Raw genomic sequence first — 21,417 nt, forward strand, 5'->3', positions numbered from 1 at the left:
AGATTGAGCGATGCTGGTCTTGGCTCAAAAGTCGCATTCGCAAGCAACTTGACCAATATGAGTGTCTACGGGATGCAATGGAGTATATCTTACATCTAGCGTCCTAACCGATGTGGCGGTTGCTATAAATGTAAATGTAGAGGGCTTAAACGAGAGCATCTCAAATGTGTAAAAACATATTTTGTCATTGCGAGCGTAATGAAATGAAGCGTTCGCGGAGCGTCTTGTAGAGAAGCAATCGCAACATCTAGACTTTGTGATTGCTACCCTTCGGGAACGCCAAGGGCGAACATTCCGCTTTGCTTCATTCGCAATGACAATCTATCATCTTGGTAAATTTGCTTGCATTGGGATGCTCCCTCTTAAACCCTTTAATTTACGATAAGTTAATTAAGAACTCCAAACTCCTAACTCCTGTACAGATGCGATTAATCGCGTCTCTAATTTTTGTACAGACGCGATTAATCGCGTCTCTACTCCTAACTCTTAACTAATAACGCCTGAAGGGCAGCTTGGATAATACTGTCATACTGTGGCTGAGAGATATCAACTTCTTTGGCGTTCTGACGATTAGTGCCTAGTAAACCGATTATATGTCCTGGCTGCATCGCTAAGACTTTGCCTTCAGAGTTTTTAATTCTTAATTCTGCTTCAATACCGTTTTTATAGAAACCACAAGTATACTGTCGCTGGTTGTATTCAAAAGTGGTGCTCGACGGGGTAGGTGGCGAAGCAAAAAATTGTTGAAGCTGAATTGGCAGTCTGACTCCTATTAATTCTAGCTCGATAGTGGTGTTACCGTTAAAGTAATTTTCTCGCAGTTTGTAAGCGACATCTACTCGCGGCGGTAAGCGGAAATAGTCGCCCCAACGCCAAGCGATCGCTTTAATTTTATACTCCTGATTATCAATAGTTTGAGCGATTGTCAGTTTAATATGACCTTTCCCGACGATTTTTTGCTCAACCACTTGAACATTAGGTGTCCAGAAAACCGGATCGGGGTTGTCCATACCGCAGGGGTGCAGAGCATTAAGCTGTTGATAAAGCTGCTGATTAATGTGATTGAGGTTGACTTCGGCATCAATTTTGAGCAGAGGCTTGAGATGCTGTGGTTCAAGACACTGGTTAGCAAACTCAATCAAACGCGATCGCAACATCTGTAAATTCTCTGCTGCTAAAGAGAACCCCCCGGCTGCTTTGTGTCCGCCAAATTTGCCTAGTAAATCGTGACAATATTCCAAAGCTTCAAACACATGAAACTCTGGAATTGAGCGTGCAGAACCGCGTATATGTCCCTCATCCTCATAAGTACCGATGAACACGGGAACGCCGTAGCGTTCTACCAAGCGGGAGGCGACAATCCCAATAACGCCATGATGCCAATTGGGTTGAACAACAATTAATACACGGTCTTGCTGTAGAGATGCAACAAATTCTGTTTCTACATAAGCGATCGCTTCTTGTTCAATTTGCTCACACATTAGCTGGCGAGAGGCGTTGATTTGTTCGCACTGCATTGCTCTTTCCAGCGCCACCCCCATATCATCTGTAGTCAGCAATTCAATCACAGTTTGAGGATTACCAATCCGACCAATAGCATTAATTCGTGGCCCCAGGCGAAAACCGATATCTTCAGGCTTGAGGGATTTGGGGGTGGGGGATGAGGGGGATGAGGGAGATGAGGGGGATGAGGGGGATGAGGGAGCAGTAAGTCTTTCCCCTGTGCCCCTGTGCCCCTGTGCCCCTGTGCCATCTCCCCTCGCTTGTACCCCAGCTACCTGGATTAATGCCTGGATTCCAGCCAAGTTGGATTTGGGTAAATGCTGTAAACCGCGTTTCACCCAGCGGCGATTCACACCAGTTAACGGAGCTAAATCTGCGATCGTTCCCAGCGTAAATAGTGCTAGCATCGGCTGGATCAAGCCCTTAGTCTCCCCTAGCTGTTGTGCTAGAGAGACTGCCAAAATGTAGGCAACACCAACACCAGCAACACCTCGATAAGGTGAAGATTCAGCTATTAGTTTGGGGTTGAGGATAGCGTTAGCTGGTGGTAATTTTTGGGGGATGTCGTGATGGTCGGTAATAATCACTGCAAGACCAAGTTCTCTAGCTCTAGCAACAGGTTCAAACGCAGAGATGCCATTATCTACAGTCAGAATTAGCCCCACACCTTCGCTGTGGAATTCTTCAACTATGCGTTTATTGATACCGTAACCTTCATGCATTCGACTAGGAATAGCATAATCTACTTGTGCGCCTAAAGTGCGGAGACTACGTAAAAGTAGAGCAGTGCTGGTCATCCCATCAGCATCGTAGTCACCACAAATAGCAATTTTTGTTTGAGAAGCGATCGCATTTTGCAACAACTCCAAACTAATCGCCAAATCTGGGAAATCTTCTAACGGCGAAGGTAAGACTAAAGACTCTGGATTTAAAAATGCTTGTACCTGTTCTGGTGTTTCCATACCCCGATTAATCAACAACTGGCTAACAATGGGTGAAATGTTTGTCAAAGCTGCCAGATTTTGGGCAAATTCTGGTTTTTGTGGATAAATTTGCCAGCGCTGATCGGGTAAACGCTTGCGAGGCTTTGATAGTTCAGATACAGGTCGGTCTAGCACAATATAAAGTTAGAAGTTAGGAGTAGAGACGCGATTAATCGCGTCTGTACAGGAGTTAGGAGTTTTTAATTAAAAAGTTATTTATTAACTCCTAACTCCTAACATTTCTGTTAAAACACGTTAATCCTACCATCATCCATAATATATAACGAGCGATCGCCAGGAGAGCGCCAAGTCGGATGGAGTTCCAGCCGCAATGTGCCAAAGTTAGGTTTGGAAACAATTGCTTGTAGCGACAAACCCTTTTCGCTCCAAAATATCAAAGATGTATTTGGCTCTGTACCCTCTATTTGTTCTAGATTTAATTTCTGTCCTGGACTCAAGGATATTGCATCAGTCCCAGAGGGTTTTTGGATTTTAATCAGGTTGGGTGTGCTATTTATAACTTCAACCCGGATGTGTTGCCCAGGTGTAAACTGAATTGGATGCGACCCACACTTAGAGGCACAAGTTCTAGCTAAAGTAGCACTGGGATTATTGATTGATGCAACTAGAACGGTAGCTGCAACTAAAGCAAATGACAGTGGTTTAAACATAATACACAGTATAAGTACTAAACTGAAATATTACTTCAATTTAGTACTATTAAGCCTCAGCATATTTTCCAGAATTAACGTAAGTTCGACGGCTTATATAGCAATACAGTTCAGTTAAGCCCCAAATCCAATGCAAGAGACGTTGCAATTGCTAGTCTCTACATACCTAAAATCAATGCCAAAAATCCTTAACCCAAGCGTATTGGCTTATATAGTAATCAAAAGACCTCTCCCTGGTTTTACTACGCAAAACCATCCCTCTCCGAGTCGGAGAGGGACAGGCTTGAACTTTAGTTCAAGGCAGGGAGAGGTTTATGGAACTCACGTCAGAATTAGCACTGTAACGCATTCCCCACCGTCATTACGAATTACGAATTACGAATTATTTTAACCAAACCGTCCACTAATATAATCCTCAGCTTCTTTGGTTTGAGGAGAACTGAACATTTGGGCTGTAGGATTAAACTCAACTAATTTTCCGCGACGTTTACCATGCTCGTCAATTTCTGTATTGAAGAAAGCCGTGAAATCTGCAACTCTAGAAGCTTGCTGCATATTGTGTGTCACCATGATGATGGTGTATTGCTGCTTCAGTTCTAAGCAGAGTTCTTCTACTTGGCGGCTAGAAATTGGGTCAAGAGCAGAACATGGTTCATCCATTAATAATACATCTGGCTTCATGGCGATCGCTCTTGCTATGCAAAGTCGTTGCTGTTGTCCGCCAGATAATGCAGTACCCTTCTCTTTAAGTTTATCCTTGACTTCATCCCAGATAGCAGCGCGTCTGAGGGAATCTTCCACCAATTCATCAACGTTACCTTTATAACCGTTAGCACGCGGCCCAAAGGAAATATTTTCGTATATTGACTTGGGGAAAGGATTCGGTCTTTGAAAAACCATGCCGACTTGGCGGCGTAATTTTACAGAGTTTATCTTAGGATCGTAAATATTGCGATCGCGGTAATTAAGTCTACCCTCAACCTTAGCGCCAGGGATTAAATCATTCATCCGGTTGAAGCAACGCAGTAAGGTACTTTTCCCACATCCTGAAGGGCCAATAAAAGCAATAATTTGTTTATCAGGAATCTTTAGATAGACATCTAAAAGTGCCAAAAATCCCCCATAAAATACCTTCACACCTTCAACATTGAAGACGCTATTCTCCTGGTCTATTGTGGCACCATCTAACTTACTTCTGCTGTTGCTATAACTCATGAAAGCGTATCTCCTAATATCTGTGAAAGTATCCAATTAGATATTTAATTACCTAACGTATTGAGAAGCGTTGGCGGATATAAATTGCTACACCATTTAAAATTAAAATCAAGAGTAACAACGCAATAATTGTCGCTGCTGCTGCATTAGCAAAACCTGGTTCAGGACGAGTAATGTAACTGTAAATTTGAATGGGTAATGCCATAAATCTCTGGAACAAACCAGGGTTAAAGGTAAGAAAACCCACAGCACCGACAACAATTAGAGATGCTGCATCACCGATTGCACGGGATACAGAGATAATTACCCCTGTCAAAATACCGGGAATAGCATAAGGTAAAACGTGACTGCTGATAGTTCGCCATTTGGTGACACCTAAGCCATAGGAAGCATTTCTCAAGGAATCTGGGACGGCGCGAATTGCTTCTCTAGCTGTCACAATAATTACTGGCAAAGACAACAAAGATAAAGTCAATGCACCAGAAATCAAAGCGGGGCCAAACCCAAGCAAATAATTGAAAACTCCTAAACCCAGTAATCCGTAGACAATAGAAGGTACACCCGCCAGATTACTGATATTAATCTCAATAATCGCTGTCCACCAAGCTTTCGGTGCATACTCTTCTAAATATAAAGCTGCTCCCACACCAATAGGTACAGTAACTAAAATTACAAGAGTTCCCAAAAGAACACTGCTGATAATTGCAGGACGGATGCCACCTTGGTCAGGAAAACGAGAAGGAGTTTCTGTGAGAAAACCGGGTGTTAAAAATCTGCCTAATCCGTCTTTAAAAATATCAAAAAGTAGCAATGCTAGGATAAATAAACCAATCAGTAATCCTAACAAAAAAAGTACTTCAAATACTTTTCCTAATGTCTCCCTACTTTCAACATTCTCGGTAAATTCTGCCGCAGAATCTAGAGAATCATCTTGTTGGTAACTTGTAACCATACTTATTAATCGTATTTTTCTTTAAAGCGATTTGCAACCCAGTAACTAACAATATTTAAAGCTAGGGTAATTATAAACAAAACAGCACCTACAGCATATAATGTCTTGAAATTGAGACTACCACGCGGACTATCTCCACCAGAAATTTGTGCCATGTAAGCTGTCATTGTTTCTATTGATTCCGCAAAATTAACAGTCAGTTTTGGCTGTAATCCGGCGGCGATTAGGACGGTCATTGTTTCACCCACAGCGCGAGAAATACCTAATATAATTGAGGCGATGATTCCAGAAAGCGCGGCTGGTAGAACTACTTTAAAAATAGTTTCCAGTTTAGTAATCCCTATAGCGTAAGCTCCTTCTCGCAAAGAGCGTGGAACTGCTTTAATAGCATCTAAGCTGATAGAACCAACAGTAGGAGTAATCATTACCCCCATCATTAACCCTGCACTCAAAGCATTGAATATTTCCAGAGGGATAATATTCCGCAACAGTGGTGTGACGAATAATAGTGCAAAGTAACCATACACGACTGTTGGTATTCCCGCTAAAAGTTCCACTGCTGGACGTAAAACTGCTGCTACTTTTGGTTGAGCATACTCACTTAAATAAATAGCAGAAGATAAACCCAAAGGAATAGCAACTGCCATTGCAATAGCTGTAGTCAAAAAAGTGCCATTAATCAAGGGCCAAACGCCAAAATGTCTCTCTGCAAATAGAGGCGTCCACTTAGTATCAAGGAAGAATTCGGCAAAAGAAACTTCTTGGAAAAAACCGAATGTCTCCTGAAAGATAATTAGGACAATACCAAAGGTAGTCAAAACCGAAACTAAAGCACAAGCAAATAAAATTATCGCAACAATCTTTTCAGAGATATCTTCAGATGCATTTTTATCCAGTGACTGTCTGGATAATAGATAAGGATCGTCTTGAGAATTGAGATTTTGCATAAACAGTTAAGTTTTAACTCCACTCAGACTACAATAACTGCGGCTTTATTTAAATAAAGTTTGTGATTGGTTCACCGGGTTTTGCTTTTTTGAATTTTGTCCCAGTTTCACCAGTAGCAAATTTTTGTTTGACTTTGACGTAAGCTTCATCTGGTAATGCCACATAACCAACACTATCTACCCACTTCCAAGAATTTTCTAAATAAAAATCTACAAATTCTTTGACTGCTGGCTTGCTATCTAAGGATTTTTTACTGACATAGATGAATAGAGGACGAGACAAAGGTGTGTAGATATTTTTGATGACATTATCTACAGGAACTGGCTTTTCGCACTTTCCGGTAGGACTTTCTACAGCAACCAAATTGAGTTTTTCTTGGTTTTGAATGTAGTAAGATATCCCGACATAACCCAAAGCTGATACATCACCTGACACACCTTGTACCAGAAGATTTTGATTATGACTGGGAGTGTAATCTGTACGGCCATTCTTGGCTTTACCAGTAACAGCTTGAGTCATATAATCAAATGTTCCAGTATCAGAAGCTGGAGCATAAAGCTTCAGCTTCTCGTTAGGGAATTTGGGATTAACTTGATTCCAAGTCAAGATTTTACCATCTGATTTTGCACTCCAAATTTTGTCTAGCTCCTTAATAGTTAGACATTTGGCGAAGTTATTTTGACGGTTAGCAATCACAGCGATGCCATCTAAAGCTATAGGCAACTCGACAAATTCAATATTCTTACTTTTACATTTTTTGATTTCTTCATCTCTAATGGTACGAGAAGCACCAGCTATATCAATATCGCCATTACAAAATTTACTGAAACCACCACCCGTACCACTTGAGGCAACACTAACTTTAGCTTCAGGTTTGCCTCTGCCGTATTCTTCTGCAACTGCTAAAGAAACAGGAAAACCTACAGCAGCACCATCAATACTTACCTGACTTTTCAATTCTTGTCCGCCGTTACAAGCGGTAATACTGCTGGCAATAAACATTAAAGATGTTAGGAAAAAGCGATCCTTAAATCTGCTATGAAAGCTCATAAATTATCAATTGAGATAAAGTAACTCAGAATTTATTATGCTTGGCTATCTGTAAGTAGATAATGCTGCATGAAAAAAGAGATATTATGCTTTGCTTGCAGCTTGAACTTTATCAAAAATTGCCCCATCTCCAAAAAACTTGTTCTGAATAATATCCCAACCACCTAAATCTTGAGATGTGAATAAAGTTTTAATTGGCGGATGTTGTGATGCTACTTCCTGGGTAACGGTGGGATTAACAGGACGATATTGTAACTTTGCAAATTCCCGTTGAGCTTCTGTTGAGTAAAGAAAATCAACAAATGCTTGTGCAATTTCTCTAGTACCGTGCTTATCAACGTTTTTATCGACTACTGCTACAGGATTATCAATGGAAATATTCACTTGGGGTACAACATAAGGCAACTTCGTACCAGTTCTCTCTGCCAAAATTACCTCGTTTTCGTAATTAATTAAAACATCTCCCTCACCTTTTTGGAAAAATAAATCGCTAGCCTCACGGGCATCTTTCGTTAAAATAGAGGTATTTTTATAAACTTTGGTGACATAATCTAGCGCTGTCGCCTCATCACCGCCTGTTAGAGTTACCGAACCCCAAAAAGCCAAGAATTCCCAAATAGCAATACCAGAAGTTTTTGGGTTAGCCGCAATCACTTTCACGCCATCTTTTGCCAAGTCTGCCCAAGTATTGATACCTTTGGGGTTGCCTTGGCGGGTGACGATCGCAGCAACCGATCTACTAACAATACCACTTCTGGGAGCTTTGATTTCCCAACCTGATTTAATCAAACCCGCTTGCTGAATTTTGTTGACATCTAGGGGAAGTGCTAAATGTACTATGTCTGCTTCTTGCGAACCGGCAATGATAGCAGCAGTTTGAGTGCCAGAACCTCCATAACTTTGCTCAAATGTGACGTTCTGGTTATGTTCTTGCTTCCATTTTTCGACAAATTTGGGGATTATCTGGTCATGAGCTGCTTTGGTGACAGAGAAAGAAACGAGTTTTAGCTTAACATCATTTTTGCTAGCTGAACTGCTTCCAGAGCAGGAGGCAACTGCTATACTCAAAAAAGCACCTATGAGAAACAGACTCACAAAGCTTTGCACAGTGTGTCTATTGAACCAACTTCTAATTGTGTGTTGATACGAGAGTTGTATAGTTTGTAAAGCTTTCATGGCATAAGCCTGCATCGCCTCACTTAGAAATTTACTTAATTGTGTCAGTTGTTGCGACTTACTCATCAGAATCACCCCTAAATTTACGGTATTTCTAGGCAGATACCGTAATTAAAAGAATTATAGGATATATAGAACAATAGTTCTCATCTAGCTTTAATTATTTTTACTAAGTGAGGAGTTTCTGATCAAAGTAGTAAAATTATGATCTATAGGATCTAAGCTCTGCCCACCTCCAAAAAGCTGATTTATTTACAGCCTACATACGTTATTTCTGTATAAAACAGGAGTCAGAATACAGAATTCAGAATTCAGAATACTCTACCCATAAAGGGATAGAGTTTTAATTAGGAATAATATTTTAATTTTTTTTGCCCACAAGGGGCAAGGTTTTAAACCAATATTCATTACCCAGTCGTCCAGAATTCAATTCTGAATTCTGACTCCTGAGTTCTGAATTCTTCTTATAAATATATTGAATTCGGGTGGTCGTTTATTAAATTCGGGTGGTCATTTATTGAATTCGGGTGGTCGTTTATTAAATTCGGGTGGTCGTTTATTGATTTCGGGTGGTCGTTTATTGAATTCGGGTGGTCATTTATTGAATTCGGGTGGTCGTTTATTGAATTGGAGGTATCGTTCATTGAATTCAAGCAGTGGTTAGGGTGGAGTAAAACCCAGATTCTTGAACAACTTCAGACTTGTGTGTACACCGTAGTTACTAAGGAGAGGGGTGTCCGATATGACAGGGTGAGGGTTTTCTTTTGTTTTGGGTAATTCGATGACTTGTGTGTAGACGGTAGCTGAGTCGGAGAGGGAGAGGTTCATCGAACTCACTTAACATTAGTTCAGTCGGTGGCTTAGGCAATTTTGAAAAATCGATAGAATTTGTAAGATCAGTATAAGTATCTTCACTAGTTATTGCGTCGCTTACTCTACTCGTATTGCTACAACCAGCTTAGGATAGACTAAAAGCATTTTTTGCAAACAATGGTAGAAAAAATCACAGCTGTCTTTAATGGCAAAGTGTTCTATCCGGCTGAACCGATCGCACTGCCAATCAATACCCGCGTGCGAATCAGTATTGAAATTTTACCGCCAAGTGAACATGAAACAATATCATTTCTGCAAACGGCGCGATCGCTCAACTTAGATGGGCCACCTGATTGGTCTACCAATATAGATAAATATTTATACAGTAAGTAAACTTTCCATGCATTCTGAAGTCTTTCTTGATACATCATTTGCCATTGCCTTATCTGCACCGAGCGATCGCTTGCATGAGCGAGCCTTACATCTGGCTAAAATGTTACAAGCGGCAGAAACTCGTTTGGTGACAACACAGGCGGTGATGTTGGAAATTGGCAATGCCTTATTCCAACAACCTTATCGTCAAGCGGCAATCATATTATTAAATTCTCTAGTAGCAGACTCCAAAGTAGAAATTGTCCCCCTCTCCCAGGAACTTTACGAACGTGCTTTCGAGCTATATCGGGAACAAACAGAGAAAGAATGGGGATTTGGGGATTGCGTATCTTTTATAGTGATGCAATATAGCGGCATCACTGAAGCGCTGACTGCTGATGAGCATTTTCAACAAGCAGGCTTTCGAGCATTACTGCGAGAAAATTTGCCTTAAAGATTTGGCATGGGGGATGGGGCATCCCTTCGGCTTCGCTCAGGGCAAGTGGGCATTGGGCATTGGGCATTGGTTATTAATTCTTCTCCCTCACTCCCTCACTCCCTCACTCCCTCATCTCAAGAACTGCTCCCCACTCCCGTTCGGCTACGCCCTTCGACTACGCTCAGGACAAGCTCACGGCAAGCCCACTCCCCACTCCTTATTATTTCGTTACAATCAGCATATGCGTTAGGAATTCAAGAGTTATCAGCCGTCACAAACCCTGCTCTTAAGAGACAGGGCTTGCAATCTGAAAGACTGACCACCTTTTCAATGCAAGACTAAAAAAGTGTCTAGCTTACAGGTAAGAAGCCTAAACTGAATTGCCTGGGCGTGGTAGCCCACAAAACGTTAAGAATGCTTCCCAAGTTTTTAACCTCTTAGGCAAAAAGTAGCGATGGGATATACATACCTAGCAATAGGATTTATCGTAAATGTTTGTACCAGTAGTTGATCAAAACAACCGTCCCCTGATGCCAACAACGCCTAGCAGAGCTAAACGTTGGATTAAATCAGGCAAAGCCACAGGATTTTTTAAAAAAGGAGTATTTTGTGTTCGACTAAATCAGGAGCCAAGTAATAAAAACACTCAACCAATAGCAGTTGGAATTGACCCAGGCAGCAAAAGAGAGGGATTTACGTGCCATTAGAATTTCATCGTCGCCAGCTTCACAGATTACAGCACTCTGTAGGGCATATTCGTTCTAGATATGGTGGGACAATTAGCGCTGGTTTTAAGCGCGGTTCAGTAATCAAGTATCCAAAATTTGGATTTTGTTATGTCGGGGGCTTCAAGGAATCTCCAACTAAAAAAGATCCAGGCAGAAAAACAATCAGCTTACATTGCCTAAATACTGGTAAACGATTAACACAGAACGCATTACCAACTGAGTGCAAATTCAAAGGATATTCTTCCTGGAGAGCCACAGCAGTTAAAACTGCCGTTCGGCTTTCCTCCACGCATCTATTGTCAAGTGGTTTCCAGCCGTTTCGGGGATTTCCTTATGAAATTGATTTCCGATCCACCGATTCCTGTAAAAATTCAAAAGATGAAGGAACGGGTGCGGTGGATGCATCCAAGTTTTGTGCAACGGGGAATTGATCAAACCAGCATAGTTATTGACGATCGCAGAGAAGATAGTCCAGAATTTTCCTTTATGGTTATCGGTGATTCTGGCACTCAATCCCATTATCGGCAACACCCCCAACGAAAAGTTGCTGAACTAATGCTGACTCACCGCGATGATTGCAGTTTTGTGTTGCACACAGGCGATGTAATTTATGTGGTGGGTTCCCAAGAGTATTACTCGACAAACTTTATTGAACCTTACCGGGAATTTCTTGTAGGTGGCGACAACCCGAAAGACATTCCCTATGATCACATGGTGTTTAATCTGCCATTCTTACCAGTACCAGGTAATCATGATTACTACGATGTGCCATTGATGTACCGTTTATTTACTGGAACAACATCTTCATTACGTCGCCTGTTGCGCTACAAAGATATTGAGATTGGCTGGCATGGATCATATCAAGGTAATGCCTATGCACGGGCATTTATGGACTATACAGGGGCCATGTCTTCGCCAGAATTAGAACGTCATTTAGATCAACACTATACTGCTAAGACCGACACAGGGCGCTGTTTGCGTTACGAACCTGGACAGTTTACCCGCTTACCCAATCGTTATTACACTTTCCGTTACGGCGGGATTGATTTTTTCGCACTGGATTCTAATACCTTTAATACACCATCACCCTTACCTGCAACTCAAGAGGGAGAAATTTACCGCCGGGGATTGCAAAAGCGTCGCCAGGAAATAGATCGAGAAGAATTGCAGATTTTGGGAATATATGATCGCCTCAACCCCGATAAACCCAGTGAAGCGGAACAACTTGATGATCTTAGCGCCAAATTAGATCAAATTAATGAGATCAAAATCGATATTGAAAAACAATTGGCATCTCATAAAATGCCTGCGATCGACTTTGAACAACTCGAATGGTTGCGTAGCAGACTAATCGAATCTTGGAACACCTCCGAAGTGCGCGGACGTGTAATCTTTTTCCACCATCCACCCTACGTTACAGAAGCTACCAAGTGGGATCAGGCACAAACCTTGGCGGTTCGTCACCGCTTGCGCTGGGTGTTTGAACAAGTGGCAGAAACTCTTGGTTTTCTAATTAAAGAACGTCCCATAGTCGATTTGATTTTAAATGGTCACGCTCACTGTTTAGAGCATCTTTGCACAACTGATACCGGATTTGCTGACTCCCACATTAACTGCATTATTTCTGGTGGTAGTGGTCATCGTCCCCGTTATCAACGGGAAGAGGGGACTGAATTGATGGAGACTTTTACGGAAATTGCAGGTAAACCCACTCGGAAAGTTGCCGATTCAACGCTTTTTGTGGGTCGTCATGATTACAATTTCCAGAACCGCCTACCTTACTCATGTGTGCGGATTGATGTTCTAGATGGTAGCCCACCCAAGTTTATCATTAGACCACTGATTACTGAACGGGTTGAAGATGAGTGGTATAACCGCGAACTTGAACCTTTTGTGATTTAAACAAAATGTCACATTCACCCACATCCCGCCCAGAACTAAAGTTCAGCGGCTCATAGCTGAAGTCCACTAAGCGTGGACTGAACTAATCATTTAGTCCACGCTTAGTGGACTTCAGCTATCAGACTCGGAATTCATTCCGAGGCAGGATAGAAACGTAGTGCGAGATTTATTAATAAGGGACTTCCAAATAAAAAAATATCCCAAAACTGACGCAAAAATCTTCTCTATTTCTCCCCTCTCTGTGTTCTCTGCGTCTGGAGTGGTTCGTTCATTTGGATAATTTATTTCTTGGAAGTCCCTAAACGAGATTTATTAATAAAGATATGGCCGGGGCAAGGCTTGTGTGTACACCGTAGCCTTACTAAGGAGAGGGATGTCCGCCAGGACAGGGTGAGAGGATGAATGAACAAGTCCTCTTCACGGTAGCGAAATGTTCTAGATCCCCCTAAATCCCCCTTTTTAAGGGGGACTTTGATTCCGGTTTCCCCCTTTTTAATGGGGGTTAGGGGGGATCAATAAGTGCAAAGATACAGCAAATCACTTTTCAAACAACCTCTGAGGTTCAACTGAAATTATAAGTAATCATGCGATCGCGCTTTAATCACTTGAAAATCAAATCCAAACGTTGCTGGGTTGCTTTGAGTGATTCTGCTGGCGAACTTTTTCCCAACAATACAGATTCAATTACTCGACCGAAATTGTCAGAAATCCAATTGTAACCAGGAAATATCGGACGCGATCGCCCATATTTAGCTTGTAAAAATACCTTTACCAAATTTTAGAGACACTCTGATCTAGCCTTGCACAATTATCTAAAGCTATGGTTATTGCAAGCGTTTATATCCTAATCTTAAATAGAGTTTTGATAATTTCAGATTATGGCAGGACATAGTAAATGGGCAAATATTAAGCGCCAAAAAGCGGTAGTAGATGCAAAAAGGGGAAAAACCTTCACTCAGTTGTCTAGGGCGATTATCGTTGCGGCTAGAAGTGGCGTACCAGATCCGGCGCTGAATTTTCAACTTCGCACGGCAATTGACAAGGCAAAGGCGGCGAGTATTCCCAATGATAATATTGAACGAGCGATCGCTAAAGGTGCAGGCACTTCTGGCGGCGATAATGCTACTTTTGAAGCGATTCGCTACGAAGGTTATGGCCCTGGTGGTGTAGCGATTTTAATTGAAGCCCTCACAGATAATCGCAATCGCACTGCTGCTGACTTGCGTGTAGCTTTCAGTAAAAATGGTGGCAATCTTGGCGAAACAGGTTGCGTTAGCTGGATGTTTGACCAAAAAGGCGTTTGTGTAGTGCAGGGTGTGGTTGACGAAGAACAACTTTTAGAAGCATCCCTTGAAGGCGGTGCCCAATCTTATGAGATGACTGAAGATCAGATGGCTGAGGTATTGACTGACATAGGCAATTTAGAAACCCTTAGCCAGATACTCAAGGATCAAGGCTTTAAGGTAACTGATGCCGAATTGCGCTGGATTCCCAGTAATAGTGTAGAAGTTACTGATCCAGATCAGGCGCGATCGCTTTTCAAGTTAATTGATACTCTAGAAGGCTTGGATGATGTGCAAAATGTCACAGCTAACTTTGAAATATCAGAAGAATTAATGGCTCTCAGCATTTCTTAATCATTTACAAAAATAATTGTATTATTTAACCCCGTTGAAATCCCTACCAATCAACGGTTTTTTTTTAATTAACTTGCCCAAGGGGGCGCGATCGCGTCAAAATAAAAGTTAAAGACGCTGTAACCTAACTTAACAATGGCCCTAACGCAGCTTGAGCAAATTTCCCCTCAACCTACACCGCCAGACTTGCGGGGATATGAACATGATTTGGTAATTGTCGGTGGTGGGATTATTGGCTTAACTCTAGCCTCTGCTTTAAAAGATTCTGGCTTGAGTGTCTTGCTGATTGAAGCGAAAGTGGCATCAGCAGCCGTAGCTAAAGGGCAAGCATACGCAGTTCATCAGCTTTCGTCGCTAATTTACCAAGGAATTGGAGTTTGGGACAAAATGTTGCCTCAAATAGCCAAATATTGCCGAGTTCGTCTTTCTGATGCCGATTATCCCAATGTGGTGGAATTTACCACAGATGATATAGATACAGCATTGGGTTATGTGGCGGAACACCAAGCGCTATTGCAGCCTTTGCAAGAGTTTGTCCAAGATTGTGCAAATGTGACTTATCTGTGTCCAGCTGAAGTGGTAAATACGCAATACCAGAAAGATATAGTAGCGATAGATATTAAAGTTGCCGATCAGTTATACTCAGTTCGCAGCAAATTACTGATAGCAGCAGATGGGGCGCGATCGCCAATTCGTCAAGCTGCTGGTATCAAAACCTCTGGCTGGAAATATTGGCAGTCTTGCATCGTAGCATTTGTCAAACCAGAAAAACCCCACAATAACACCGCTTACGAAAGATTTTGGTCTAGCGGGCCCTTTGCGATTTTACCTTTACCGGGAAACCGTTGCCGCATTGTATGGACAGCCCCTCACGAAGAAGCAAAAGCTTTATGTGCCTTAGATGATGAGCAATTTTTGGCAGAACTTACCCGTCGCTATGGCGATCAGATGGGGAAATTGGAATTACTAGGCGATCGCTTTGTATTCCAGGTACAACTCATGCAAAGCGATCGCTATGTTCTCCCCCGACTGGCATTAATTGGTGATGCGGCGCACAATTGCCATCCTGTGGGTGGACAAGGTTTAAATTTGGGGATTCGGGATGCAGCAGCTTTGGCGCAAGTAATCCAAACAGCGCACCAAGCGGGTAAAGATATTGGCGACATTCAAATTCTTAAAGGTTATGAACGCTGGCGCAAGCTAGAGAACCTGACAATTTTAGGTTTCACCGATTTGTTAGATCGGATGTTTTCTAATAACTTCTTACCTGTGGTAGTGGTGCGTCGCCTGGGTTTATGGTTTTTGCAGCGAGTCCCTGTATTAAAAGTGTTTATGCTGAAGTTGATGATTGGCTTGAAGGGACGGACTCCAGAATTGGCAAAACGATAAGGCTTAAATCAGTTATCAGTTATCAGTTATCAGTTATCAGGCATACTGTGGGGGATAAATGTTGCGCCACCAACGCCTGCTCCTTTTGGTGGGGGACAAAAACTTGCGAGATAAATAGATCACTCTCTACTGTTCACTGTTCACTGTTCACTGTTCACTGTTAAAAGCTACACCACAGCAGCTTGAAAAATCTGGTTTGGGGTGAGATTCAATTCGGGAAAAGTTTGGGAAATAATGCGTTCCCCGGAGGGGTTGCCGCAGGCATCGCTATCTCGAAACTTACTTATCTGATATTCCCCATCAACTAAGTTACACACGGTGATTGTCGGTTGTTTGGGATTGCCGATAAAATTACGTCCACCCAAGGCAGCATAATCGACAATCCAGTATTCCGGGATACCCATCTCTTCATACTCAGCATACTTCAAGTAATAATCGTCTCGCCAGTTGGTTGATACAACCTCAATTGCCAAAGGTATTGATGCACCCAAACTAACAGTAGATTCTTTTTTCCATAATTTTTCGTTTGCCAGATTTGCACGGTTTAGCACCAACACATCTGGTAAGTAACCCGAATCTTTTTCAGGAGGTCTAACTATAACTTGGTTGGGCATGAAGTAGGGCAATCCTAGACGTTCGATTTCAACAGCAATTTTGATACCTAGAAATCCTTTAACTTCTTCGTGTTCCCCTACTGGTTGCGCCATTTCAACAATTTCTCCTTTATGTAGTTCGTAGCGAACTCGTTGAATTTCGGGTAGCCAATCGACAAATTCCTCAAAGGTTACTAGCTTGGGTATGGCTTGAGTCATGGCTTTTGAGAGTTATTGCTTTGGAAATATTATCTCTAATTTAGGCGACTGCGGACAGCTTTTTCACCACGGTTAAAAACGCGCTTATAGCGGTTCTCGTTTACGTGAGGTACACCCGTAGGGGCACGGCACTGCCCATTGGTGTCAACTTAAGCTAAAAGTAGCTTAACTGTTAGCTTCCTCACCCGCCTCGAACTAAAGTTCAAGGCTGATAGCTAAAGTCTACTGAAGTAGACTAAAGATTTTTGGCTATATTTAGTCATCAACAGAAGACTTCCGCTAAAAGCCAAGGAAGTTCAGTTCCTTGCGGGACATAGCTTTTACGTTAAGTTGACACCTATGGGCACTGCCGTGCCCCTACACCTCGTGATGTGATGTTGTACCGCATCTGAATGGGAACCGCTATATATTGAAAGCGCCGCATTTGCTATATCAGCGACTCCATTTGCTATATCGGCGACTCCATTTGTTATATCGGCGATCGCATTTGTTACTTCGGCGACTCCATTTGTTATTTCGGCGATCGCATTTGTTACTTCGGCGACTCCATTTGTTATTTCGGCGATCGCATTTGTTATTTCGGCGATCGCATTTGTTATTTCGGCGTTCGCATTTGTTACTTCGGCGTTCGCATTTGTTATTTCGGCGTTCGCATTTGTTACTTCGGCGTTCGCATTTGTTACTTCGGCGTTCACATTTGTTATTTCGGCGTTCACATTTGTTATTTCGGCGTTCGCATTTGTTACTTCGGCGATCGCATTTGTTACTTCGGCGTTCGCATAGTAGTATTTTGGAAGCAATGCCTACGGCTGGCTACGCCTACGCATAGTAGTATTTTGTCAGCGATCGCTTCACTCAGATGTAGTAAGCAAATGCCCACCCGACTTTTTGCTAGGATAGTATGCAATCAATTTTCAAGGATCTGAGGGTATGACTCTAGGATCAACTGAACAAACAGCTATCATCCGTACAGAGCGGGGATTGACGATCGCAGGCACTCGCATTACCATTTATGACGTAATGGATCATCTCGTAGCGGGACGACCACCAGAATTAGTCTTGAATTGGCTTCCATTGACAAAAAAGCAACTGGAGTCGGCTCTATCTTACATTGAGACGAATCGTACTGAGGTTGAAGCTGAGTATCAAGAAGTTTTGAAAACAGCAGAAGAAATCCGGCAGTATTGGCAAGAACGGAACCGAGATCGCCTTAGTCAGATTGCCGCGATACCGCCTAAGCCCGGTCAAGAGGCTCTATGGAAAAAACTCCAAGTGCAGAAAGCTAAACATGCAGTGGAGTCAAAATAATTCGTAATTTATAATGACGCTCGATGACTCGCTACCGCTTCGCTAACGTAATTCGTAATTATTACCCCACGACTGAAGTCGCTTGCTCTGAAATAAGGAATAAATTTATTTGTCTCCATAAAATGTTAGTTAGTTGCTCTGTACCTTTTAGTATTTTTCTACATAAAATTAAAAATCTAAAATTAAAAATTGGTAATACTGATGGCTAGGAGTGTTAAAGTTTCAAGAAATTCACCGGAACTTTTCAGCGGGTATTCATGCTGAAGAAACTACAGAAAAAGCAAATTTCGATAATTGCGGGTGCGGCACTGTTTGCCTTTTTAGCTGGGGCAATGGTATCAGCACCTGAGATTGGCAAGTCTCTGGGGCAATGGCTCAAACTGAGTCAGAATAAAGCAGAGCAAACATCAGAGGATAGCATTGCTCAATCAGCCGTCTTTCCACTGATATCACAATCTCTGCCAGAACGGGCGGCAAAACTAGCAGAGATTGCAGGACAGTCGCGATCGCCAGACCGAAATCGCGCTCGTTATCTTTTGGCGAGTGATTACATTGAAAGAACCCAAGCGCAAAAAGCGCTGGCTTTACTCCAAGGGCTAGAGAAAGACTATCCTATCCTCGCGCCCTATATTTTACTGAAACAGGCGCAGGCACAGGCTATGCTGGGCGAAGACGGCAAAGCCTCGGATCTCAGGCAAAGTGTGTTGAAACTGTATCCCAAAGAAGCGGCCACAGTGAAAGCACTATATCTGATTGCCCAACCGAAGCAACAGGAAATAGCGATCGCTCAATTTCCTTCCAACCCTCTGACTTGGGAAATCATTCGTAAACGCTTGCAAGAAAATCCCAATCAGCCACAATTACAATTGATTTTGGCTAAATATGCCTATGACCAACCTGGCATAGTCGGCGTTTTGGATCAGCTAGTAAAACAGCCTACCCTGAAACCCGAAGACTGGGAACTCATTGGTACAAGCTATTGGGAAAATAATCAATTTCTCAAAGCCGCGAATGCTTATGCCAAAGCACCCAAAACATCGCGTAACCTCTACCGCACTGCACGGGGGTTACAGATAGGGGGCAAAGATAAAGAAAAAGCGATCGCCACCTATAAACAATTAGTGCAGCAATTTCCCAATACCGAGGAAACTGGAACTGCACTACTACGGTTAGCAGAAACTGCAAAAACACCTAAAGACGGCTTACCTTATCTTGAGCAGGTAATTAGTAAATTTCCCAAACAAGCTGGTACTGCACTAGTACAAAAAGCTAAAACTCTCCGAGCTACTAATAATCAAAAGTCAGCTAGTGAGGCGTGGCAATTACTCATAGCCAAATACGGCGATTCTGACGAGGCGGCAGAGTATCGTTGGAAAATTGCCCAAGATAAAGCCAAAGTTAAAGATTATGTCGGTGCTTGGCAATGGGCAGAACCAATTGTCAACAACAACCCCAATAGTATTTTGGCTCCGAGAGCAGGCTTTTGGGTAGGGAAATGGGCAGCTTCACTAGGCAAACAGCAGGAATCTCAAACTGCTTATGAGTATGTAGTTAGCCAGTTTCCTTACTCATACTATGCATGGAGAGCCGCAACGATGCTGGGGCTAAATGTTGGCAACTTTAACAACGTGCGCGTCATGAACCCCGAAGTAATCACACCCCAGCGTCCAGTACCACCTGCTGGTTCTGAGACTTTCAAAGAATTGTATCTGCTGGGTCAAAACCGCGATGCCTGGTTACAATGGCAGACAGAATTTCAGAATAAAATTCAGCCAACTGTAGCAGAGCAATTTACTGAAGGGTTGATGCGACTGGCAAAGGGAGAAAATCTCATAGGAATTGATAAAATTTCTAAATTGGAAGATCGGGAAATACCAGCAGAAGTTGCCCAATATGAGACTCTGAGCAAACAAATCACCTACTGGCAAGCGCGTTATCCATTTCCCTATCTCCGGGAGATTGAAAAGTGGTCTATTGAGCGTAAACTTAATCCTCTGCTAGTAACTGCTCTGATGCGTCAAGAGTCACGGTTTGAGCCAAAAATCAAATCCATCGCTGATGCTACTGGTTTAATGCAGGTGTTGCCGAGTACAGCTAAATGGATCGCCCCGCAAATCAAGGTGGATTTCAAAACAATAAATCTAGAAAATCCCAACGATAACATTATGCTGGGTACATGGTATTTGGGTCATACCCACAATCAATATAACAATAACTCGTTGCTGGCGATCGCCAGTTACAATGCTGGCCCCGGTAATGTCTCCAAATGGCTGCAAACTCAAACTACACAAGACCCAGATGAGTTTGTTGAACAAATTCCCTTTGATGAAACCAAAAATTATGTGCGTCAAGTATTTGGCAACTATTGGAATTATTTGAGACTTTACAACCCTGAGATTTCTGGCATCGTAGCAAAGTACTCAACTACACACCCAAAATTGCCGACGCAGTGATTTTGCCGAATCGGATGAGCAAGTAGCGAGCACAGGAGCAGGGAAAGCACATATCCCAATACAGTTCAGTTAAGCATTTCTTTCTTCTCTCGGTGTCGCGCCAGTTGCTTCAAGTCGGGGAACCGCAAGGGCGCACTGGCTTCTCTGCGCCTAATAAGGTTCGTTAAAAAATTGAATTTAACAAAGGATTTTAGCCTTAACCCAAGCGTATTGCTTTTTAAAGGGGTTGGGGGATCTCTTATGCGTAAGTCCTAATACCGTTTCTTTGTGAAGCTGCATATATTTACCCCCCGGCTACGCCGTCCCCCCAAAGCATCGGGAGGACTACAGGGGGGTCTTATTATGTGCATCTTCATGCAGAATTGGTATAACATGATTAAGTGAGGCGATACTATAGGACTAGTATTTGATTTTTGAAATGCACGTAGTGGACTGTCTACTCAAAATAGTGCATTAGACGTAGGTTGGGTGGAGCGGAGCGCAACCCAACATATATCAGGATGTTGGGTTACGCAAAGCCTCCACCCAACCTACACATTTTTATTTTTTGGGCTTAACTCAACCGTATTGCGTTACGAACTTTTGCCAATCTGTATTTAGTTATCTAAATCATTGGTATTACTGAATGATCTCAACTGCAACTCGACCACATTGAGATAACTTGGATCATTTAAAGCTTCTGCTGTTAACTTGTTAGCCTTGACAGCAGCCTGAACTACATCTTTTGCAGTCAGGTTTCCTATTTGGTATTCAGATATCAAAGCGCTCCCACTAGGAATACCCTGCTCTTTCAAATAACCTTGATAAGCTAAAAAAGCAGTATTGAAAGGTTGGAGATAGCTGACATTTGGGGAATTAGTACGTAAAGTATTAGAGTTGACATCTGTGTTGATTTGTCCGCCACTATTGTTAGTATTAACTGTTTGAGCGCCAACAATTTCAGGTAGAAAAGCAATACAAGCAACGATAAGTGCAGAATTGATCAAATTTGTAAGTTTCATAAGTTTCTCCTCTGTCGAAGTAGGTTAATTAGTGTTATCTAGTAATAAAATCCTATTTTTGAACA

Annotated in this window: 19 protein-coding genes and 1 pseudogene; 9 read left to right on the forward strand and 11 right to left on the reverse strand. The window is 42.3% G+C overall.

Annotated features, from left to right (window positions below):
• Positions 1-479: 479 nt before the first annotated feature.
• The 7 genes from LC653_RS00010 to LC653_RS00040 form a co-directional block, all read right to left on the reverse strand.
• On the reverse strand, positions 480-2,621 hold the full coding sequence (locus tag LC653_RS00010) for a single-stranded-DNA-specific exonuclease RecJ (protein WP_229492023.1): 2,142 nt from the start codon (positions 2,619-2,621) through the stop codon (positions 480-482).
• Between the two features lie 110 nt (positions 2,622-2,731).
• On the reverse strand, positions 2,732-3,157 hold the full coding sequence (locus LC653_RS00015) for a hypothetical protein (protein ID WP_229492024.1): 426 nt from the start codon (positions 3,155-3,157) through the stop codon (positions 2,732-2,734).
• Positions 3,158-3,544: 387 nt separating this feature from the next.
• Positions 3,545-4,372 (reverse strand): phosphate ABC transporter ATP-binding protein PstB, encoded by an 828-nt coding sequence (gene pstB, locus LC653_RS00020; protein WP_229492025.1) that lies wholly within the window; start codon positions 4,370-4,372, stop codon positions 3,545-3,547.
• 52 nt (positions 4,373-4,424) lie between these two features.
• Positions 4,425-5,324: a phosphate ABC transporter permease PstA gene (gene pstA, locus LC653_RS00025; protein WP_229492026.1), complete on the reverse strand. Its 900-nt coding sequence runs from the start codon at positions 5,322-5,324 to the stop codon at positions 4,425-4,427.
• Positions 5,325-5,329: 5 nt separating this feature from the next.
• Entirely contained in the window at positions 5,330-6,271 is a 942-nt protein-coding gene (gene pstC / locus LC653_RS00030; RefSeq protein WP_229492027.1) for a phosphate ABC transporter permease subunit PstC, read from the reverse strand.
• A gap of 49 nt (positions 6,272-6,320) precedes the next feature.
• Entirely contained in the window at positions 6,321-7,322 is a 1,002-nt protein-coding gene (locus LC653_RS00035) for a PstS family phosphate ABC transporter substrate-binding protein (RefSeq protein ID WP_229492028.1), read from the reverse strand.
• 84 nt (positions 7,323-7,406) lie between these two features.
• Entirely contained in the window at positions 7,407-8,564 is a 1,158-nt protein-coding gene (locus tag LC653_RS00040; RefSeq protein ID WP_229492029.1) for a sulfate ABC transporter substrate-binding protein, read from the reverse strand.
• Positions 8,565-9,488: 924 nt separating this feature from the next.
• Between LC653_RS00040 and LC653_RS00045 the strand changes: the two genes are divergently transcribed.
• The 5 genes from LC653_RS00045 to LC653_RS00065 all read left to right on the forward strand — a co-directional run bounded on the left by LC653_RS00045 (position 9,489) and on the right by LC653_RS00065 (position 12,752).
• Positions 9,489-9,704, forward strand: coding sequence for a hypothetical protein (locus LC653_RS00045; RefSeq protein WP_229492030.1), 216 nt, complete (start codon positions 9,489-9,491; stop codon positions 9,702-9,704).
• Positions 9,705-9,711: 7 nt separating this feature from the next.
• Positions 9,712-10,137 (forward strand): type II toxin-antitoxin system VapC family toxin, encoded by a 426-nt coding sequence (locus LC653_RS00050; RefSeq protein ID WP_229492031.1) that lies wholly within the window; start codon positions 9,712-9,714, stop codon positions 10,135-10,137.
• 515 nt (positions 10,138-10,652) lie between these two features.
• Entirely contained in the window at positions 10,653-10,829 is a 177-nt protein-coding gene (locus LC653_RS00055; RefSeq protein WP_229492315.1) for an RRXRR domain-containing protein, read from the forward strand.
• Positions 10,820-11,281, forward strand: coding sequence for a hypothetical protein (locus tag LC653_RS00060; RefSeq protein ID WP_229492032.1), 462 nt, complete (start codon positions 10,820-10,822; stop codon positions 11,279-11,281). Before LC653_RS00055 ends, LC653_RS00060 begins: the two co-directional genes overlap by 10 nt.
• On the forward strand, positions 11,184-12,752 hold the full coding sequence (locus tag LC653_RS00065) for a metallophosphoesterase family protein (protein WP_229492033.1): 1,569 nt from the start codon (positions 11,184-11,186) through the stop codon (positions 12,750-12,752). Before LC653_RS00060 ends, LC653_RS00065 begins: the two co-directional genes overlap by 98 nt.
• A 601-nt stretch (positions 12,753-13,353) precedes the next feature.
• Here the strand turns inward: LC653_RS00065 and LC653_RS00070 are convergent.
• Positions 13,354-13,524, reverse strand: a pseudogene (locus tag LC653_RS00070) (ABC transporter substrate-binding protein); the annotation flags it as partial.
• A 106-nt stretch (positions 13,525-13,630) separates the two neighbouring features.
• On the opposite strand from LC653_RS00070, the gene LC653_RS00075 reads away from it, so the two are divergent.
• Both LC653_RS00075 and LC653_RS00080 read left to right on the forward strand, forming a co-directional pair.
• The gene (locus LC653_RS00075) at positions 13,631-14,389 is read left to right on the forward strand and encodes a YebC/PmpR family DNA-binding transcriptional regulator (protein ID WP_229492034.1); all 759 of its coding nucleotides are present in this window, start codon (positions 13,631-13,633) and stop codon (positions 14,387-14,389) included.
• Between the two features lie 135 nt (positions 14,390-14,524).
• On the forward strand, positions 14,525-15,778 hold the full coding sequence (locus tag LC653_RS00080) for an FAD-dependent hydroxylase (protein ID WP_229492035.1): 1,254 nt from the start codon (positions 14,525-14,527) through the stop codon (positions 15,776-15,778).
• A 167-nt stretch (positions 15,779-15,945) separates the two neighbouring features.
• On the opposite strand, the gene LC653_RS00085 is transcribed toward LC653_RS00080, so the two are convergent.
• Together LC653_RS00085 and LC653_RS00090 are read right to left on the reverse strand one after the other, a co-directional pair.
• Positions 15,946-16,590 carry a Uma2 family endonuclease gene (locus LC653_RS00085; RefSeq protein WP_229492036.1) on the reverse strand — a complete coding sequence of 215 codons (645 nt, stop codon included), beginning with the start codon at positions 16,588-16,590 and terminating at the stop codon, positions 15,946-15,948.
• A 320-nt stretch (positions 16,591-16,910) separates the two neighbouring features.
• The gene (locus tag LC653_RS00090) at positions 16,911-17,390 is read right to left on the reverse strand and encodes a hypothetical protein (RefSeq protein ID WP_229492037.1); all 480 of its coding nucleotides are present in this window, start codon (positions 17,388-17,390) and stop codon (positions 16,911-16,913) included.
• Between the two features lie 130 nt (positions 17,391-17,520).
• Between LC653_RS00090 and LC653_RS00095 the strand changes: the two genes are divergently transcribed.
• Positions 17,521-17,898, forward strand: coding sequence for a DUF433 domain-containing protein (locus LC653_RS00095; RefSeq protein WP_229492038.1), 378 nt, complete (start codon positions 17,521-17,523; stop codon positions 17,896-17,898).
• A 257-nt stretch (positions 17,899-18,155) separates the two neighbouring features.
• Positions 18,156-20,351 (forward strand): lytic transglycosylase domain-containing protein, encoded by a 2,196-nt coding sequence (locus LC653_RS00100; protein WP_229492039.1) that lies wholly within the window; start codon positions 18,156-18,158, stop codon positions 20,349-20,351.
• Between the two features lie 596 nt (positions 20,352-20,947).
• Here LC653_RS00100 and LC653_RS00105 read toward each other — a convergent pair.
• Positions 20,948-21,352 carry a hypothetical protein gene (locus tag LC653_RS00105; protein WP_229492040.1) on the reverse strand — a complete coding sequence of 135 codons (405 nt, stop codon included), beginning with the start codon at positions 21,350-21,352 and terminating at the stop codon, positions 20,948-20,950.
• Positions 21,353-21,417: the final 65 nt, after the last annotated feature.

It is taken from the genome of Nostoc mirabile CHAB5784, from assembly GCF_020829645.1.
Lineage (GTDB): Bacteria > Cyanobacteriota > Cyanobacteriia > Cyanobacteriales > Nostocaceae > Nostoc > Nostoc mirabile.

What these genes read in the sequence shown, in the direction of transcription:
- pstC (WP_229492027.1), bottom strand. Translation starts at nt 6,271, where the DNA reads ATGCAAAATCTCAATTCTCAAGACGATCCTTATCTATTATCCAGACAG.
- LC653_RS00075 (WP_229492034.1), top strand. Translation starts at nt 13,631, where the DNA reads ATGGCAGGACATAGTAAATGGGCAAATATTAAGCGCCAAAAAGCGGTA.
- LC653_RS00085 (WP_229492036.1), bottom strand. Translation starts at nt 16,590, where the DNA reads ATGACTCAAGCCATACCCAAGCTAGTAACCTTTGAGGAATTTGTCGAT.
- LC653_RS00055 (WP_229492315.1), top strand. Translation starts at nt 10,653, where the DNA reads ATGCCAACAACGCCTAGCAGAGCTAAACGTTGGATTAAATCAGGCAAA.
- LC653_RS00040 (WP_229492029.1), bottom strand. Translation starts at nt 8,564, where the DNA reads ATGAGTAAGTCGCAACAACTGACACAATTAAGTAAATTTCTAAGTGAG.
- LC653_RS00050 (WP_229492031.1), top strand. Translation starts at nt 9,712, where the DNA reads ATGCATTCTGAAGTCTTTCTTGATACATCATTTGCCATTGCCTTATCT.
- pstA (WP_229492026.1), bottom strand. Translation starts at nt 5,324, where the DNA reads ATGGTTACAAGTTACCAACAAGATGATTCTCTAGATTCTGCGGCAGAA.
- LC653_RS00080 (WP_229492035.1), top strand. Translation starts at nt 14,525, where the DNA reads ATGGCCCTAACGCAGCTTGAGCAAATTTCCCCTCAACCTACACCGCCA.
- LC653_RS00095 (WP_229492038.1), top strand. Translation starts at nt 17,521, where the DNA reads ATGACTCTAGGATCAACTGAACAAACAGCTATCATCCGTACAGAGCGG.
- LC653_RS00035 (WP_229492028.1), bottom strand. Translation starts at nt 7,322, where the DNA reads ATGAGCTTTCATAGCAGATTTAAGGATCGCTTTTTCCTAACATCTTTA.
- LC653_RS00100 (WP_229492039.1), top strand. Translation starts at nt 18,156, where the DNA reads ATGCTGAAGAAACTACAGAAAAAGCAAATTTCGATAATTGCGGGTGCG.
- LC653_RS00105 (WP_229492040.1), bottom strand. Translation starts at nt 21,352, where the DNA reads ATGAAACTTACAAATTTGATCAATTCTGCACTTATCGTTGCTTGTATT.
- LC653_RS00015 (WP_229492024.1), bottom strand. Translation starts at nt 3,157, where the DNA reads ATGTTTAAACCACTGTCATTTGCTTTAGTTGCAGCTACCGTTCTAGTT.
- pstB (WP_229492025.1), bottom strand. Translation starts at nt 4,372, where the DNA reads ATGAGTTATAGCAACAGCAGAAGTAAGTTAGATGGTGCCACAATAGAC.
- LC653_RS00065 (WP_229492033.1), top strand. Translation starts at nt 11,184, where the DNA reads ATGAAATTGATTTCCGATCCACCGATTCCTGTAAAAATTCAAAAGATG.
- LC653_RS00045 (WP_229492030.1), top strand. Translation starts at nt 9,489, where the DNA reads ATGGTAGAAAAAATCACAGCTGTCTTTAATGGCAAAGTGTTCTATCCG.